Consider the following 16060-nt stretch of genomic DNA (forward strand, 5'->3'; position numbering starts at 1 on the left):
AAGGACAAGCTACGCGAGTTTCAACGACTTAAAATCGAGGTCTAAACGCCTCATAGAACTGTACGAAATCTGTGTAGAAAAAGAGAGGGGATTTTCAATGTTGACGAGATCTGTAGTCTCCGCGTATATATTAACCTTATTCCTCTCTTTTGTTCTTTCTAATTATATAGCTTAAATTTAGTGTTTTATTAAAATGCTAACTTAAGCCGTATATAATTTATTGCTTAGTTCTAGCCTACTTACGAAAATCCTCGCGGATTTTCTATTCGGTTTTTATTTGCTAAATTAGGTGCTAAACCACGCAACAAACCATATACAAACACGTTAGCAAACATATTATGACGAAATCAACTTGTAAACTTTGCAAAGAAAAAAAGTCATTAATAAAAAAGTCTCATATTATATCGGAATTTCTTCATAAAGAAATATTCGACGAAAATCATAAGTTAATTGCTTTTGACCCAAAAGAATTACGAAAAACTAATCCGAGAATTTCAAGACCTTCTTCTGGAGCATATGAAGGTAATTTGCTCTGTAAAAAATGTGACAATGAAATTATTGGAAAATACGAATCTTACGTATCCAAACTTTTGAACAAGAAACTAAATAAGAACGAAAAAATTAAATGCAATATAAAGCACTCAAAAGATAAAGGAACAATAATAGAATTATCAGATTTAAATTATAGCTCTCTTAAATTATTCTTACTTTCCCTTCTTTGGAGAGCTCATATATCGAGTAGAGATGAATATCAAAATGTTGATTTAGGACCTTATGCTAACAAAATTGGACAATCAATATTAAATGAAAATCCTGGATCAGATGATGATACTATAATTACAATAAGTAAATTAGACCCAACAGCAGGATTTTCAAATTTTATTGCACAACCTATTCGATATAAACTTGATAATTCGACTTATTATATAATAATCATAAATGGTTATATAATAATTTATTTTCTTAAAGAAAATCATCTTTCCAAAAAAATAAAGCATCAAAGATTAAAAGAAGATGGAACATTGGAAATGGTTGAAATTCCAAAAGACAAAGTGAGCTCATTGATAATGAATTATATTGGCGTAACAAAATAAAAAATACGTTTGCTAACACCGTATATATTTTATTGCTAGCTTCTTGCCTACTTTCGAAAGTCCTCGCGGACTTTCTTGCTCGGTAATTATTTACTAAATTAGTTGCTTGAAACACGCAACACCCGAGCGCAGCGAACAGACGAAGTAAACCATACACACCAACCGTTAGCTAACATTTAAAAAAATGAGAACACAAAGAATAATTCTGTTAGTAATTATTGTATTTACTTCTAACATAATTTTGGGGCAAGCCACTGATTCCCTGAAAAACGCTATGTTAGAAAAAATAAAATCTAGTGAAGTTTTTAAAGAAACTATTTATGAATTTAAAGGAAAGGAATTGCCGAAATTTGAATTGCCTCTCTTGAGTGGAAAAAAAATCAATTCGGAATCTCTAAAAGGCAAACCAACCATAATAAACTTTTGGTTTAGTAATTGCGCACCTTGCATTGAAGAAATGCCACTTTTAAACGAAATTAAGTCTGAATTTGGAAATGAAGTAAATTTTATATCAATGACCTTCCAGAATCAGAATGAAGTTAATGAATTTTTAAGAACACATGATTTTGACTTTACTCATATTGTAGATTCAAAAGATTACATAAAAACTTTTGGAACGTTTGGTTATCCAAAGACGCTAATTTTAGATAAAGATTTAGTAATCGTTGAAATTGAGAAAATGATTCCAAAAGACACTGAAAACGAAGAAAAAAATAAAGCGGAATTTAAAGCACAATTATCAGAAAAACTGAATGAATTAAAAAAACGTTAGCTAAAAAAGTATATTATTTATTGCTAGTTCTAGCCTACTAACAAAAATCCTAACGGATTTTCTATTCGGTTTTTATTTGCTAAATTACGTGCTAAACCACGCAACACCCGAGCGCAGCGAACAGACAAAGTAAACCATACACAATCACATTGGCATCCATTGAGCAGAACCGTCAAAAATAAAATTCATGAGTAATTTAAAAGACATTAAATCAAAAATTGAATAATATGCGAAACACTCAAATCTGACTGAATTACAAATTGTTGCGAAACTCGAAAAACACTACTTTAACAAAAAAGTAAATGAAAATTTAAAATTGTATAAAGAGAAAAGTGAGTGAAATAACAAAAGACCTAAAAATCTCGCCACGAAAATTTTACAGAATTTTGGAAAAGAAAAATATTGAACATAAGAAATATAAAAAAGAAGGATTTAAAACAAAACGTTTGATTTTTAGCTCGTTTCCGGAATCGGAAACTGAACTGAAAAGCAAAACCCAAATGGATTGCGGAATTTAGCCCGTTGCACAATTATTCACTCAATCAGAATTAATAAAGTTTGCGGAATAAATCATCAACCAAATTTAATAGCAAAATGAACAAAAAAACTAAAACAATAATAATCGGAGGCTTAATTGGAGGAATAGCGTATGCCAGTATTATGGCTGGATTTGATTATTCTGACGGACTAGATTTTAGAATTTGGAGATTTTTATTAAATGCAATAATATTTGGAATATTTATGGCAATAATGAATATATACAACATTAAAAAACAAACGGAAGAAAATAAAATAACGAATAGCAAAAACAACAAAATGCCAACAAAGTAATGTGGCTCAAAATAAAGTAAAACAAAGTCGCAATCGCTTAAACCCTACAAACATTTCAAAACCGCAATACCCACACTATCTTTAGCATTTAAGACATATAAAGCACCAGCCACCTCTTGGTAAAACCGAACACCAAGCACACATAGCGCAGTACCAAGCCCACTTGGCAAAGTATCAGGCTCTAAAGTCAAAGTAGAACCAGCATAAGAACGATCTAAAACCAAAGGAGGAGCTAAATGCAGGGCATAATTCAAATGGTCAAAATCAAAATCCAAAACACCATACGTTAACGCCATATGAGTAGCACCTTCCACAAAACCCACCTGAGCAATATCAAAATCAGTAAGTGTTAACACAAAATCACTGCTAGAAACATCTAACGCAAAGGGTAAAACTTGCCGTACAACACACCCTGGTGTATAGTTAAACTGTTGTAATAACTGAAGCCCATGCGCCTGCCCTATCCCATTAGCAACACAGCGTTCCCCACGTTTATGTGTCGTATCCAAAACCTTTATACGCGTAAACAAGCCCATCAAACGACTATGAAAATGCGTAAACTTATGTCCCTTATAAAATGGATTCAAAGCAGATCTAAACGCTCTATTCACCGCAGAACAATGCCCAAACTCATTGGCATTTTCGCGCACACGCTGCATACTAGCCTTGCTCTTTATTGTTTTTCTAGTAAACCCACCACCCGCTTTTCGTGCAATCGGTTTACCATTCAAATAATAAAAATTAATACCATTTAACGTCCCTACTAAATGGATAATTCCGGTCTGTTTTGCCATAACATCACATTTTAAGTTAAACACCTACAATACAGCAATATACAAAAAAAAATATAATACAGGTTATAGCGTGGTTATAGCATGCTTATAAAATACTTAAAACAAGCTTATAGCATCTCATAAGTCAAATGAGACCAAAGCATACAACTTATAGTAATAAAAAATTAATTTATTGACTTACGTCAAATAATCTGACTTCAAACAATATTAATTTTGCTTATCGAAAAATTAAACATAATTTAAAATGGAATTAGCAGAATTAGACACCATACAAACAATTAGTACTAAAAGTCAAGAACGCTTAGAAAAAGCATTAGTACACCTTAGAAATGGTAAAGGAGTTATTTTAATAGATGATAAAAACAGAGAAAACGAAGGAGACTTAGTATTCTCTGCCCATAACATGACTAATAAGGATATGGCACTTATGGTTAGAAATTGTAGTGGTATTGTTTGCCTATGCTTAACTAATGAAAAAGCAGATGCATTAGATTTACCTTATATGGTAAAGGAAAACACCAGTAGTTTTCAAACCCCTTTTACCATTTCTATAGAAGCAAAAGATGGTGTAACTACCGGCGTTTCTGCCAAGGATAGATTAACAACCATCCAAGTAGCTTCCCATAAAAATGCTAAAAGCCATCATTTAGCAAAACCTGGACACATTTTTCCTTTAAGAGGTAGAAATAATGGCGTTTTAGACAGAAAGGGGCATACAGAAGGAAGTATTGATTTAATGAAATTAGCAGGCTTAAAGCCAGAAGCGGTTCTTTGTGAATTAATGAACGAAGATGGAACTATGGCAAGAATGGACACCATTACAAAATTTGCTATGGAACACGATTTAATGGTCTTATCAATAGAAGATATTATTCATTATCGTAAATTTGTTAGAGACTTTATATAAATGACAAATTACATAGAACTCACTGATTTTATTAAAAAAAACATTGAAATTGGAGATGAAGATTTAAAAATCATTCTGTCTTATTTTAAAATTATAAAAAAAAAGAAAAATGAGATTTTACTTTCCACAGGAAAATTTAGTCAAGTTAGTTATTTTGTAAAAAAAGGGTGCCTAAGGTTATTTTTTATTGATGATAATGGAAAAGATGTTACCCGTTATATTGCATTTGAAAATCAATTAGCAACAGAACTTGTTAGTTTTATAACCAAGGAACCTGCCCAAGAAACAATTCAAGTTATTGAAGATAGTGAGCTCTTATACATCACGCACAATGATTTTAGGCATCTTATGAAAATCATACCTAAATGGAAGGATTTTTATAATATATATTTAGAAAAAGCATATGTAAATAATTTAAAAAGATTAACATCTTTTACGACTTTAAATGCTTCAGAACGCTATAATCAGTTATTTAAAATAAATCCTAATATAGTTAAGCGGTTACCTAATAAAATTGTAGCGTCTTATATCAATATATCACAAGAAACCTTAAGTAGAATAAAATCTAATTAATTATTAGTAAAAAATAAAGAATAAAAACACCGAACACCAACTGCTATTTTTGAAAAATAAACATCCTATACAATATGAAATAGATAAAAAAAATGCAACGGAAATTGTTCAACCTCAATTAAAAGTTCAGATGAATGATCTGGACTCAAAAAAGAAAAATATACCAAAAAAATAATTTAAAAGTATTTATTATGAGCAAATTAAAAATTATAGCTACAATTATTGTAAAACCCGAATTTAAGGAAGATGTTTTTAATATATTGAAAACTGTAACGGATGCCACACGGAAAGAGGAAGGTAATATCTCGTATATATTACATGAAGATATTAATAATAGCGCAAAGGTTATCATTCTAGAAGAATGGAAATCTCAGGAAGCGATTGACTTTCATAATCAAACAGATCATTTTTTAATATTAAAGAACGAACTCGGAAAAAAGGCCGATAGTTTATCGATAGATATAATAAGAGCCTCTTATTAATTTTATAACTTAAAAGTATACAAAATGAAAAAGTCAATTTTTGTAATACTGTGTATCGCAGTATCTTTTTTAGCAAATGCTCAATTAAATTCTGAATTGTACACTTACAAACAGATTGGTAACAAGTATGTTATAAGTATTCAAAACCATGCTGAGATTACAAAAGCAATCACTGAGTTTGTGAAAGAGCATGATATAAAAGCAGGAACAATTGTAGGTCTTGGGGCTGTTAATGAAGCTACTTTAAGATTTTTTGATCCAGCTACTAAAGAATTTGTAGATAAAACGTTTTCCGAACAAATGGAAATTACCAACTTAACAGGCAATATATCTCAACAAAATGATAAGCACTACATACACATGCATGTAACTCTTGGACGTAACGATTACACGGCATTAGCGGGACACTTGCTTACAGCCAAAATTAATGGTGCTGCAGAATTTGTTATAGAAAGTTTTGATGGAACCGTTAATCGTTATCATGATGAGGACACGGGTCTAAACTTGTACGATTTTTAGACGTATAGAAGAGTAGACAACTAATAAACATAGCCAAATTGCGACCTTCATAGCCTTATTAAAGTGTCATCTAAATGCAGGAATGAATGACCACGGAACAATGACGAATAGCAATACTATTATGGAATTTTCAAAAGAACACAATTTGATATCAATTAAATGATAAACAATCCAGAACTTGTTAATGGCATTACACTATAAAATAATGACTTAAAGATTATTCTGTCTTATTTTAAACAAACATCTAAAAATTAAAAACATGAAATACGCAGTATTACTCCCATTATTCTTACTACAAATGATTGTTCATGCACAACCGACTAATACCCTTAACAGCTCTGAAAAAGTGGATGACAAGTTGTTACTAACCATCTTCCTTAAACATGATCAAAGTATGACTTTGAATGAGATTGAAAAGATAAGAACGGATCAAGGCTTTTACGAAAACCTCCCTCCAGAAGGTGTTTCTGTAGTGAATTGGTTTGTGGTTATGGGACTTGGTCAAGTGGTGGTGTTAGAACTTCCTGCTTCAAAATTATCTGCTGTAAATTTAGCCATTGAAAGAACCGCATGGAAGGCTTTTACAACAGAAATGTATGCAACTTACAATTTGTATCCTATCATAAAACACAAATTGAAAAATAAGTCAAAAGTGACGCTAGATGCAAAACCCAGTTCTAAAAAAGAAGATGACAAGTTGCTATTAACCATCTTTCTTAAACATGATCAAAGTATGACTTTAAATGAGATTGAAAAAATAAGAACAGATAAAGGCTTTTATAAAAATCTCCCTCCAGAAGGTACTTCTGTAGTGAATTGGTTTGTGGTTATGGGACTTGGCCAAGTGGTGGTGTTAGAACTTCCTGCCTCTAAATTATCTGCTGTAAATTTAGCAATTGAGAGAACGGCATGGAAAGCTTTTACAACAGAAATTTATCCAACGTACAACCTATACCCTATCCTAGAAAATAAATTAAAGAATAAGTCAAAGGTAGAATACTAGAATTTTAGTGACCATAAACAGTCAAAAAAATAGAATAAAACAGTTAGCAATACGATAACACGCAAGAGATGAAATCGAGAAAATTATTAATGATACCTGGCCCAATAGAATTTGAAAGTGAAGTGATGCAATGTATGGCAGTACCAACGCCTAGCCATCTGTCCCCAGATTTTATAGACTGCTTTGCCAATAGTTTAAAACTAATGAAAGACGTTTGGCAATGCCCTTCTGGTCAACCATTCATAATATCAGGAACAGGTACACTTGCTATGGACATGGCAGCAGCAAACCTAATAGAAACCGGTGATAAAGCACTTGTAATAGCGACAGGCTACTTTGGGTTACGTTATGCCGAAATATTAAAAAGATATGGCGCTCAAGTAGATATCCTTGAAGCTGAAGTCGGTAACATTGTACCCTTAGAACTTATAGAAGAACAACTAAAAGCTAAAAGCTATAAACTGTTAACGTTTACACATGTTGACACATCAACAGCTGTTTTAAATGATGCTAAACGTATTGGTGCCTTAGGTAAAAAGTACAACGTATTAACCATTCTAGACGGTGTTTGTTCTGTTGCTGGCGAAGAAATTAAACAAGAAGATTGGGGAATTGATGTTGTACTTACAGCATCCCAAAAAGCAATAGGCGTTCCTCCAGGACTCGCGCTTTTAGTGGCTTCTAAAAACGCAATGCAAGCATTTGAACAACGCACAAGTCCTGTTGCTAATTACTATGGCGATTGGGCCAATTGGTTACCAATAATGAAAGCTTATGAAAATAAACAAGCTTCTTATTTTGGAACACCAGCCGTGAATCTTGTAATTGCTTTAGAAAAAAGTTTACAACTCATTTCAAAAGAGGGGCTAGACCATCGTTTCGACCGACATAAAAGAGCGGGAAAAGCTATGCGAGCTGCAATCAAAGCTTTAGGCCTGGACTTATTATCAAAAAACGAACACGTTTCTGCAAACACCTTATCAGCTCCCTTATATCCAAGCCAAATGGACACTGCCGCTTTTTTAAAGTCAGTAAACCAAGAAGGCGTCATACTAGCTGGAGGTCTTTTACCGCAATTAAAAAATAATTACTTTAGAATTGGACACATGGGATCGGTAAACAAGAATGATTTACTAGCAACGGTTGGAGCCATTGAATCAGCGTTGAAAAACAATGGCTATTCACATCAATTAGGATTAGGAACAGCTCAAATATTAAAACACTTCTAACTAGAATAATGAAAACATCACATCAACATTATGCCATTGAAGATACCACGCGTTCACCGCAAGAACATTGGCTATCTCACTTACTTAATGGCGCCTATAAATTACCTGGTTTAGAAGGGAAAAGAGGTGTTTTGTTTTCAAATTCCGTTTTAGAAAAACACATTGAAGAAGAAGATAAACACGATAATTTTGAGTTAACATCAGGAATAAATAGAAGCCTTAGAACATTATCTTCTGGTGAACAAAAGAAAGCATTGTTGTCTCATCTACTCCTACAAAACCCAGATTTTATAGTATTAAATAATCCTTATGAAACCTTAGACAAAGCGTCTGTGTCTGCATTAAAACAACAATTAATAGCCTTGTCTAAAGACTTACCAATCGTTTTTATTTTCAACAGACAGGATGATGTATTACCTGTAATGACGCATGCCATTACATTCGAAAAAGCGGAGCTTAAAGCAGTGGTGCCTATCGAAGACTATGCTTTTAGAAAAAAAGAGTTTGTTTTTGATAAAGACATTCCAACCGCAATAACAACCTACACCAATATTCCAGAAGTGCTCGTAGAGCTTAAGAATATACAGGTGAGTTATGACGATCGTACTATTCTAAAAGATATCAACTGGATCATCAAAAAAAAGGAATTCTGGCATTTAATAGGCCCTAATGGCTCTGGTAAAACCACATTACTATCCATGATTTATGGGAACAATACCAAGGGCTATGGTCAAGAGGTATATCTCTTTGGTCAAAAAAAAGGCTCTGGTGAAAGTGTTTGGGATATCAAACAGAAAATCGGCTATATTAGTCCTGCGATGTTAGAGCTATTTAAACGTAGCTATACTGTAGAGCAAATGATTATTTCGGGCTTTTATGATAGTATTGGCTTATATCAAACACCGTCAACTGCACAAATACGTGCCGCTGCTCAGTGGATGAACGTCTTAAATTTAAGCGACCAAAAAAACACCTCGTTTCTCAAATTATCGCCAGCTGTTCAACGCTTGATATTAATTGCAAGAGCGATGATTAAACATCCACCGTTATTGATTTTAGATGAACCCTTAATTAATGTTGATGATGAAGGTAGAGCACTTGTTTCAGCGTTAATAAACAAAATCGCCAAAGAAAGTGAGACCAGTATCTTATTTGTAGCGCATCGTGATGAGGCTAATATTCACCCTGAATTTACCTATGAACTTCAACCTTCTCCAAATGGTTCTGTAGGCGTACAGAAATAAATATAGAACTCATTTTAATTGAAGACTAAGAATTTAATGATATGCAAATGAAAGGCATGTCTACCACAGATTTTTTAGATTATGCGATTTTAATTTCAAACTCAATAGCTAGTATTCCCATTTATGAAATGGATTAAACTTTAGCATACTTTTAAGGCAACGACTTTATTAAATTGGGTATTTTCGTTAGACAAAAACGATTTTAAAAATGAAAAAGATCCTCTCCCTAGCTATAGTTGTGATTGCTACGCAACTGACATTTGCTCAAACAGACAACTTACAATGGTTAGATATTCAGTTAGCTAATTATGACTATCCTTTTCCTGTTTCCACTTTAGAATTAGATATACAAAACCAAGCGCTAGACATGGCATATATGGATGTACAACCAGACAATTACAACGGTAAAAACATCCTGTTATTTCACGGTAAAAATTTTAATGGAGCCTACTGGAAAACGACTATTGAAGCTTTAACAAAAGTAGGTTATCGTGTTATTGTACCCGACCAAATTGGTTTTGGAAAATCGTCTAAACCCGAACATTTTCATTATACGTTTCAGCAGTTAGCACAAAACACAAAAGCCTTATTAGATAATTTAAATGTGAGTAAAACTTCGGTTTTAGGACATTCTATGGGTGGCATGTTAGCCACAAGATTTGCCTTAATGTATCCTGAAGCAATAGATAAATTTATTTTAGAAAACCCTATTGGTTTAGAAGATTGGAAATTAAAAGTACCCTACAAACCGGTGACGTGGTGGTACGCCAACGAGCTTAAAAAAAGCTATGAAGGCATTAAAAAATACCAATTAGTCAATTATTACGATAACAAATGGAAACCTGAATACGACCAATGGGTGAACTTATTAGCGGGTTGGACACTAAATTCAAGCTACAAAACTATTGCTTGGAATAATGCCTTAACCTACGATATGATTTTTACACAACCTGTGGTGTACGAGTTTAAAAATATCACGGCACCTACCCTTTTAATTATTGGCACTAGAGATCGTACGGCTTTAGGAAAACCGTTAGTAAGTGAGGAGGTGAGAAAAACAATGGGGTTATACAGTGAATTAGGTAAGACAACACAAAAAGCAATTCCAAATGCCAAGCTTGTAGAAATTGAAAATGTGGGACATTTACCTCACATTGAAAAATTTGATAGTTTTATTAAACCGTTATTGAATTTCTTGAAGTAACAGCTATTTTTAATAACATTAAAAGCCTCATACATCTATTTGTTTGAGGCTTTGTTGATTTTAAATAGTAACAACTTTCAAATATTACTCTTCATGAACGAGTGGTGAAAAATTTAATCAATATGAAAACAGACTATGCGTTCTAGTAATGTGACCGGTGCTATGTTAAATATGACATTATCGTAGGAAGAATTTTAATGATTTTTACTCTTCATAACTTATCTTAAATTAAAAACACCTCAGAATTATCTGAGGTGTTTTCTTATTAATTTCTAACAAAAGCTACAAGTATTTAATATTTGAATAAAGTTCTATTATTTTAAAAGTGAGACCATCTCAGTAAAACCTTTTGCTTCGGCATGCGCTAAAGCCGTTTTCCCTGAATTATCTTCTATAGTTTTATCTGCATGATGTTCTAACAATAATTTTACAATGTCTATTTTGTTGTACTGGGTAGCAAAACTTAGAGCCGTAGTTCCATCTTTGTTAACTGCATTAATATCTGCACCATTTGCTAATAATGTCGTTGCCAAGGACGTATTTCCTTTGAAGCTTACTCCAATCAACGCTGTATTACCTGAGCCATCTTTGGCATTAATATCTGCGTTATTTTCAATAAGAATACTAGTAGCTTCTTCATTATCAAAATAGGTAGCTAAAATAAGAGGAGTAAATCCACGTGCATCTTTTTCATTTACTAAGTTGGGATTTATACACATCAATGCTTTTAATCGATCTTTATCTCCTGCTTTTATAGCTTCAAATAAAACATCTGTATCTCTTTTCATAATTTATAAAGTTTTATTTAAAAAGGAATGCACCTATAAAGTCCATTCCTTTTCAAAATATCAGTGTTTATACGTTTTAAATATCAAAACGGTTAGCATTCATCACTTTTGTCCAAGCTGCAACAAAATCGGTAACAAATTTCTCTTTGCTATCGTCTTGAGCATATAATTCTGAATACGCACGTAAAATAGAATTAGATCCAAATACTAAATCTACACGTGTTGCTGTGTACTTCACTTCACCTGTATGACGGTTTTTAATTTCGTAAGTGCCGTCATCTTGAGATTTCCATTCGTAAATCATATCAGTAAGATTCACAAAGAAATCATTGGTAAGAGCACCTTCGTTTTCAGTAAACACACCATGTTTTGTACCTCCATAGTTGGTGCCCATAACACGCATACCACCTACTAAAACTGTCATTTCCCCTGCTGTTAATCCCAATAATTGTGTACGATCAAGTAACATTTCTTCCGGACTTACAACATATTCTTTTTTCTGATAGTTTCTATAACCATCAGCAAGTGGCTCTAAAGATTCAAAAGATTCTACATCTGTCATGTCTTGCGTAGCATCACCTCTACCTGAAGTAAAAGGAACACTAACGTTAATACCTGCATTTTCAATTGCTTTTTCTACACCAACATTACCAGCTAATACAATAGTATCTGCAAGGCTAATTCCAAATTCAGTTGCAATAGGCTCTAAAACAGCTAATACTTTTTCTAATTGAGCAGGTTCGTTACCTTCCCATTTATTTTGAGGTGCTAAGCTAATACGAGCTCCATTTGCTCCTCCTCTAAAATCTGATCCTCTATACGTTCTTGCACTATCCCAAGCCGTAGACACTAATTCTGAAAGACTTAAATCTGTACTTGCAATTTTGGCTTTAACTGCAGCAACATCATAATTGTAGTTTCCTTTAGGAATTGGATCTTGCCAGATTAAGTTTTCTTGTGGTACATCTGGTCCAAACCAACGGTCTTTTGGTCCCATATCACGATGCGTTAATTTAAACCAAGCACGCGCAAATGCATCTGAAAACGCATCAAAATCGTCTTTAAATTTTAATGAAATCTCGTTGTAAATAGGATCCATTCTCATAGCCATATCTGCATCGGTCATCATTGGATTTAATTTTGTTGTTAAATCCTCTACATCTACAGGTTTATCTTCATCTTTAATACTTACTGGTTCCCATTGTGTAGCGCCTGCAGGACTTTTACGTAATTCCCACTCATGGTTATATAACATTTCGAAAAAACCATTATCCCATTTTGTTGGGTTTGTAGTCCAAGCTCCTTCTATACCACTTGTAACGGTATATCTTCCTTTACCCGATTTTGTTGGATTTGCCCAACCTAAACCTTGCGCATCTACATCTGCACTTTCTGGATCTGGACCTAAAATACTAGCATCTCCATTTCCGTGTGCTTTACCAACAGTATGTCCACCAGCAGTTAATGCCACAGTTTCTTCATCATTCATAGCCATACGCTTGAATGTTTCTCTAACTTGTAATGCTGTTTTTAAAGGATCAGATTTCCCATTTACACCTTCTGGGTTTACATAAATTAATCCCATTTGTACAGAAGCTAATGGATTTTCCATGGTTTCAGGATTATCTACATTATCATAGCGCTCATCACTTGGTGCTAACCATTCTTTTTCAGCTCCCCAATACACATCCTTTTCTGGATGCCAAATATCTGTACGTCCAAATGCAAAACCATAAGTTTTTAAACCCATACTTTCATAAGCAATGGTTCCGGCAAGAATTATTAAATCTGCCCAACTTACTTTATTACCATATTTTTTCTTGATAGGCCAAAGTAAACGTCTTGCCTTATCTAAACTCACATTATCGGGCCAAGAATTTAACGGTGCAAAACGTTGATTTCCTGTACCACCACCACCACGTCCGTCAGCTAATCTGTATGAACCTGCTGCATGCCATGCCATTCTAATCATTAATCCACCATAATGTCCCCAATCTGCAGGCCACCAATCTTGACTATCTGTCATAAATGCATTTACGTCTTTTTTTAAAGCTTCTACATCTAATTTTTTTAATTCTTCTTGATAATCGAAATCTGCACCTAAAGGATTAGTTTTAGAATCTTGTTGATGTAAAATATCTAAATTAAGAGTATTGGGCCACCAGTCTGTAACTGTTTTTTCGGTAGTTGTTATTGCGCCTTGCATAAAAGGACATTTACCTGTACCAGAACCTCCATGTGGATTTAATTCTTGATTTTCTGCATGTATTGAATCTGCAGAATTATTAGCTGAGTTTTCCATATATTGTATTTTTTGTTTTAATTTTTTATAAAAATATAAAATATTGACGTTTTAATTTAATTTATCTTATTTTATTATTATATATTTCAATAGCTAAAAGCTATAACTAAATAAAACACCATTGACTAAATGTATTAAAATATGGATTTTTAAAGAATATATCTATAAAAATTTCGTACCTTAATTTAAAATTTAAAACATACAATTATGAGCACTTCAGAATATACAAAAGTTTACTACGGTAATTTTATATTGGTTACACGTGTTAAAGATGAATTAGAACATGCAGGAATTGTTCCTATTATTAAAGACGAAGGCGAATCTCAAAGATTAGCGGGTTATGCTTCTATGAACCAAGGTTATCAAGAAGTGTTTGTAAATAATGAGGAATTAGAAAAAGCTATGGTTATTGTTAACCGTGTAAAGGTAGAAATGGAGGCTTAGTTTTTATAGCGTAATTATTTCTATTTATTATAACCTCTTTTTACATAAAAAAAAAGTGCTAGTATTTTTAATACTAGCACTTTATAATTTTATAATAGTTAATGTCAGAAATATAATTTCTTATAATGCAACACCATACATTTTTTCACGTTGTTCTTTAATCTTTTTGTCTCCCATATAATCATCAAACGCCATGTAACGATCAATAACGCCATTTGGTGTTAATTCTATGATTCTATTACCAACAGTTTGAGCAAATTCATGATCATGAGTCGTTAACATAATAGTTCCTTTAAAATTAGTTAAAGAATTGTTGAATGCTGTAATACTTTCTAAGTCTAAGTGGTTTGTAGGCTCATCTAATTGTAAAACGTTAGCTCTTGTCATCATCATTCGACTTAACATACAACGTACTTTTTCTCCTCCAGAAAGAACATCTGATGTTTTTAACGCCTCTTCTCCACTAAAAATCATTTTTCCAAGGAAACCTCTAATATTCACTTCCTCACGCTCCTCTTCTGTTTGTGCCCACTGACGCAACCAATCTACAAGAGATAATTTATTATCAAAGAACTCACTGTTATCTAAAGGCAAATAAGATTGTGTCGTTGTAACTCCCCAATCAAACTTACCGCTATCAGCTTGTTCTTTTCCATTTAATATTTGATAGAAAGCTGTAGTTGCTCTAGAATCTTTAGAATAAACAACAACTTTATCTCCTTTATTTAAGTTTATATCAATGTTGCTAAATAAAACATCATTTTCTAAACTTGCCGTTAAGCCTTGGACATTTAAAATCTGATCTCCAGCTTCACGATCACGTTCAAAAATAATAGCAGGATAGCGACGACTAGAACGTCTTATCTCTGAAATATTTAATTTATCAATCATCTTCTTTCTACTCGTTGCTTGTTTAGATTTTGCAACGTTAGCTGAGAAACGACGAATAAAGTCTTCTAATTCTTTCTTTTTCTCTTCTGCTTTTTTATTCTGTTGTGCATGCTGTCTTGCTGCTAACTGAGAAGACTCGTACCAGAACGTATAGTTACCAGAAAAGTGATTAATTTTTCCGAAATCAATATCAGAAATATGTGTACAAACTGAATCTAAAAAGTGTCTATCGTGAGAAACCACAATCACACAGTTTTCATAGTTTGCTAAGAAATTCTCTAACCAAGTAATAGTTTCGTAATCCAAATCATTGGTAGGCTCATCCATGATTAACAAATCAGGATTTCCAAATAAAGCTTGTGCTAGTAATACACGTACTTTTTGCTTACCATCTAAATCTTTCATTAAAGTATAATGGTAATCTTCCTTAATTCCTAAGTTAGATAACATGGCTGCAGCATCACTATCAGCATTCCAACCATTCATTTCTTCAAATTGCACTTGAAGTTCTCCGATTTTTTCAGCATTTGCATCTGTATAATCAGCATAAAGTGCATCAATTTGAGACTTTAATTTATATAAAGGTTTATTTCCTTTTAAAATGGTTTCTAAAACCGTGTCTTCATCATGTAAATTGTGATTCTGCTCTAAAACAGACATACGTTTACCGGGTTCTAAATGAACACTTCCTGAAGTTGGGTCCATTTTACCTGCTATAATCTTTAAAAATGTAGATTTTCCGGCACCATTGGCACCAATAATTCCGTAGCAATTACCATTATTGAATGTGGTGCTTACTTCATCAAAAAGTATACGTTTTCCGAATTGAACCGAAAGATTAGAAACTGATAACATGTTTTAAAATTTTAATCTGTTAACCTTATATATTGAAGGCGAATTTTTTGAGATTGCAAAAGTAGAAAATTAAAAGCAGAATCTATTAGATTACTTCATTATGAATATTAAAAACACTAAAAACCTTA

16 protein-coding genes are annotated in these 16060 nt (G+C 32.9%); 12 read left to right on the plus strand and 4 right to left on the minus strand.

All coding sequences use genetic code 11. The features are described 5' to 3' along the window. The first annotated feature begins 338 nt into the window (after positions 1-338). The 3 genes from HSX10_RS13400 to HSX10_RS13410 all read left to right on the plus strand — a co-directional run bounded on the left by HSX10_RS13400 (position 339) and on the right by HSX10_RS13410 (position 2697). On the plus strand, positions 339-1094 hold the full coding sequence (locus HSX10_RS13400) for a hypothetical protein (RefSeq protein ID WP_173588746.1): 756 nt from the start codon (positions 339-341) through the stop codon (positions 1092-1094). Between the two features lie 184 nt (positions 1095-1278). Then, positions 1279-1866, plus strand: coding sequence for a TlpA family protein disulfide reductase (locus HSX10_RS13405; RefSeq protein ID WP_173588747.1), 588 nt, complete (start codon positions 1279-1281; stop codon positions 1864-1866). Positions 1867-2460: 594 nt separating this feature from the next. Further along, the gene (locus tag HSX10_RS13410) at positions 2461-2697 is read left to right on the plus strand and encodes a hypothetical protein (RefSeq protein WP_173588748.1); all 237 of its coding nucleotides are present in this window, start codon (positions 2461-2463) and stop codon (positions 2695-2697) included. Between the two features lie 44 nt (positions 2698-2741). Here the strand turns inward: HSX10_RS13410 and HSX10_RS13415 are convergent, their stop codons facing one another. Beyond that, the gene (locus HSX10_RS13415; protein ID WP_173588749.1) at positions 2742-3491 is read right to left on the minus strand and encodes a hypothetical protein; all 750 of its coding nucleotides are present in this window, start codon (positions 3489-3491) and stop codon (positions 2742-2744) included. 244 nt (positions 3492-3735) lie between these two features. Between HSX10_RS13415 and ribB the strand changes: the two genes are divergently transcribed. The 8 genes from ribB to HSX10_RS13455 all read left to right on the plus strand — a co-directional run bounded on the left by ribB (position 3736) and on the right by HSX10_RS13455 (position 10652). Further along, on the plus strand, positions 3736-4398 hold the full coding sequence (gene ribB, locus HSX10_RS13420) for a 3,4-dihydroxy-2-butanone-4-phosphate synthase (RefSeq protein ID WP_173588750.1): 663 nt from the start codon (positions 3736-3738) through the stop codon (positions 4396-4398). Next, a complete protein-coding gene (locus tag HSX10_RS13425) occupies positions 4399-4971 on the plus strand; it encodes a Crp/Fnr family transcriptional regulator (RefSeq protein WP_173588751.1) in 573 nt (190 codons plus the stop codon). It abuts the gene before it with no gap. Positions 4972-5162: 191 nt separating this feature from the next. After that, positions 5163-5453: a putative quinol monooxygenase gene (locus HSX10_RS13430; protein WP_173588752.1), complete on the plus strand. Its 291-nt coding sequence runs from the start codon at positions 5163-5165 to the stop codon at positions 5451-5453. Positions 5454-5477: 24 nt separating this feature from the next. Next, entirely contained in the window at positions 5478-5972 is a 495-nt protein-coding gene (locus tag HSX10_RS13435) for a PPC domain-containing DNA-binding protein (protein WP_173588753.1), read from the plus strand. Between the two features lie 259 nt (positions 5973-6231). Further along, on the plus strand, positions 6232-6975 hold the full coding sequence (locus tag HSX10_RS18665) for a hypothetical protein (protein WP_217363275.1): 744 nt from the start codon (positions 6232-6234) through the stop codon (positions 6973-6975). 68 nt (positions 6976-7043) lie between these two features. Then, positions 7044-8204 (plus strand): pyridoxal-phosphate-dependent aminotransferase family protein, encoded by a 1161-nt coding sequence (locus HSX10_RS13445; RefSeq protein WP_173588754.1) that lies wholly within the window; start codon positions 7044-7046, stop codon positions 8202-8204. A gap of 8 nt (positions 8205-8212) precedes the next feature. Beyond that, entirely contained in the window at positions 8213-9448 is a 1236-nt protein-coding gene (locus HSX10_RS13450; RefSeq protein ID WP_173588755.1) for an ATP-binding cassette domain-containing protein, read from the plus strand. Between the two features lie 208 nt (positions 9449-9656). Further along, complete coding sequence (locus tag HSX10_RS13455; RefSeq protein ID WP_173588756.1) at positions 9657-10652, plus strand: alpha/beta fold hydrolase; 996 nt, start codon at positions 9657-9659, stop codon at positions 10650-10652. A gap of 314 nt (positions 10653-10966) precedes the next feature. Here the strand turns inward: HSX10_RS13455 and HSX10_RS13460 are convergent, their stop codons facing one another. Then, complete coding sequence (locus HSX10_RS13460) at positions 10967-11440, minus strand: ankyrin repeat domain-containing protein (RefSeq protein WP_173588757.1); 474 nt, start codon at positions 11438-11440, stop codon at positions 10967-10969. 76 nt (positions 11441-11516) lie between these two features. Further along, positions 11517-13742: a catalase/peroxidase HPI gene (gene katG / locus HSX10_RS13465; RefSeq protein ID WP_173588758.1), complete on the minus strand. Its 2226-nt coding sequence runs from the start codon at positions 13740-13742 to the stop codon at positions 11517-11519. A 207-nt stretch (positions 13743-13949) separates the two neighbouring features. Between katG and HSX10_RS13470 the strand changes: the two genes are divergently transcribed. Further along, positions 13950-14186 carry a putative signal transducing protein gene (locus HSX10_RS13470; RefSeq protein WP_173588759.1) on the plus strand — a complete coding sequence of 79 codons (237 nt, stop codon included), beginning with the start codon at positions 13950-13952 and terminating at the stop codon, positions 14184-14186. A gap of 120 nt (positions 14187-14306) precedes the next feature. On the opposite strand, the gene HSX10_RS13475 is transcribed toward HSX10_RS13470, so the two are convergent. Continuing rightward, positions 14307-15932, minus strand: coding sequence for an ABC-F family ATP-binding cassette domain-containing protein (locus HSX10_RS13475; protein ID WP_173588760.1), 1626 nt, complete (start codon positions 15930-15932; stop codon positions 14307-14309). Between the last annotated feature and the right edge of the window lie 128 nt (positions 15933-16060).

It is taken from the genome of Winogradskyella undariae, assembly GCF_013285155.1.
Classification (GTDB): Bacteria; Bacteroidota; Bacteroidia; order Flavobacteriales; family Flavobacteriaceae; genus Winogradskyella; species Winogradskyella undariae.

Coding starts and splice junctions, on each gene's coding strand:
- katG (WP_173588758.1), bottom strand. CDS start 13,742: ATGGAAAACTCAGCTAATAATTCTGCAGATTCAATACATGCAGAAAAT.
- HSX10_RS18665 (WP_217363275.1), top strand. CDS start 6,232: ATGAAATACGCAGTATTACTCCCATTATTCTTACTACAAATGATTGTT.
- HSX10_RS13445 (WP_173588754.1), top strand. CDS start 7,044: ATGAAATCGAGAAAATTATTAATGATACCTGGCCCAATAGAATTTGAA.
- HSX10_RS13460 (WP_173588757.1), bottom strand. CDS start 11,440: ATGAAAAGAGATACAGATGTTTTATTTGAAGCTATAAAAGCAGGAGAT.
- HSX10_RS13415 (WP_173588749.1), bottom strand. CDS start 3,491: ATGGCAAAACAGACCGGAATTATCCATTTAGTAGGGACGTTAAATGGT.
- HSX10_RS13425 (WP_173588751.1), top strand. CDS start 4,399: ATGACAAATTACATAGAACTCACTGATTTTATTAAAAAAAACATTGAA.
- HSX10_RS13430 (WP_173588752.1), top strand. CDS start 5,163: ATGAGCAAATTAAAAATTATAGCTACAATTATTGTAAAACCCGAATTT.
- HSX10_RS13410 (WP_173588748.1), top strand. CDS start 2,461: ATGAACAAAAAAACTAAAACAATAATAATCGGAGGCTTAATTGGAGGA.
- HSX10_RS13450 (WP_173588755.1), top strand. CDS start 8,213: ATGAAAACATCACATCAACATTATGCCATTGAAGATACCACGCGTTCA.
- HSX10_RS13435 (WP_173588753.1), top strand. CDS start 5,478: ATGAAAAAGTCAATTTTTGTAATACTGTGTATCGCAGTATCTTTTTTA.
- HSX10_RS13470 (WP_173588759.1), top strand. CDS start 13,950: ATGAGCACTTCAGAATATACAAAAGTTTACTACGGTAATTTTATATTG.
- HSX10_RS13400 (WP_173588746.1), top strand. CDS start 339: ATGACGAAATCAACTTGTAAACTTTGCAAAGAAAAAAAGTCATTAATA.
- HSX10_RS13475 (WP_173588760.1), bottom strand. CDS start 15,932: ATGTTATCAGTTTCTAATCTTTCGGTTCAATTCGGAAAACGTATACTT.
- HSX10_RS13405 (WP_173588747.1), top strand. CDS start 1,279: ATGAGAACACAAAGAATAATTCTGTTAGTAATTATTGTATTTACTTCT.
- HSX10_RS13455 (WP_173588756.1), top strand. CDS start 9,657: ATGAAAAAGATCCTCTCCCTAGCTATAGTTGTGATTGCTACGCAACTG.
- ribB (WP_173588750.1), top strand. CDS start 3,736: ATGGAATTAGCAGAATTAGACACCATACAAACAATTAGTACTAAAAGT.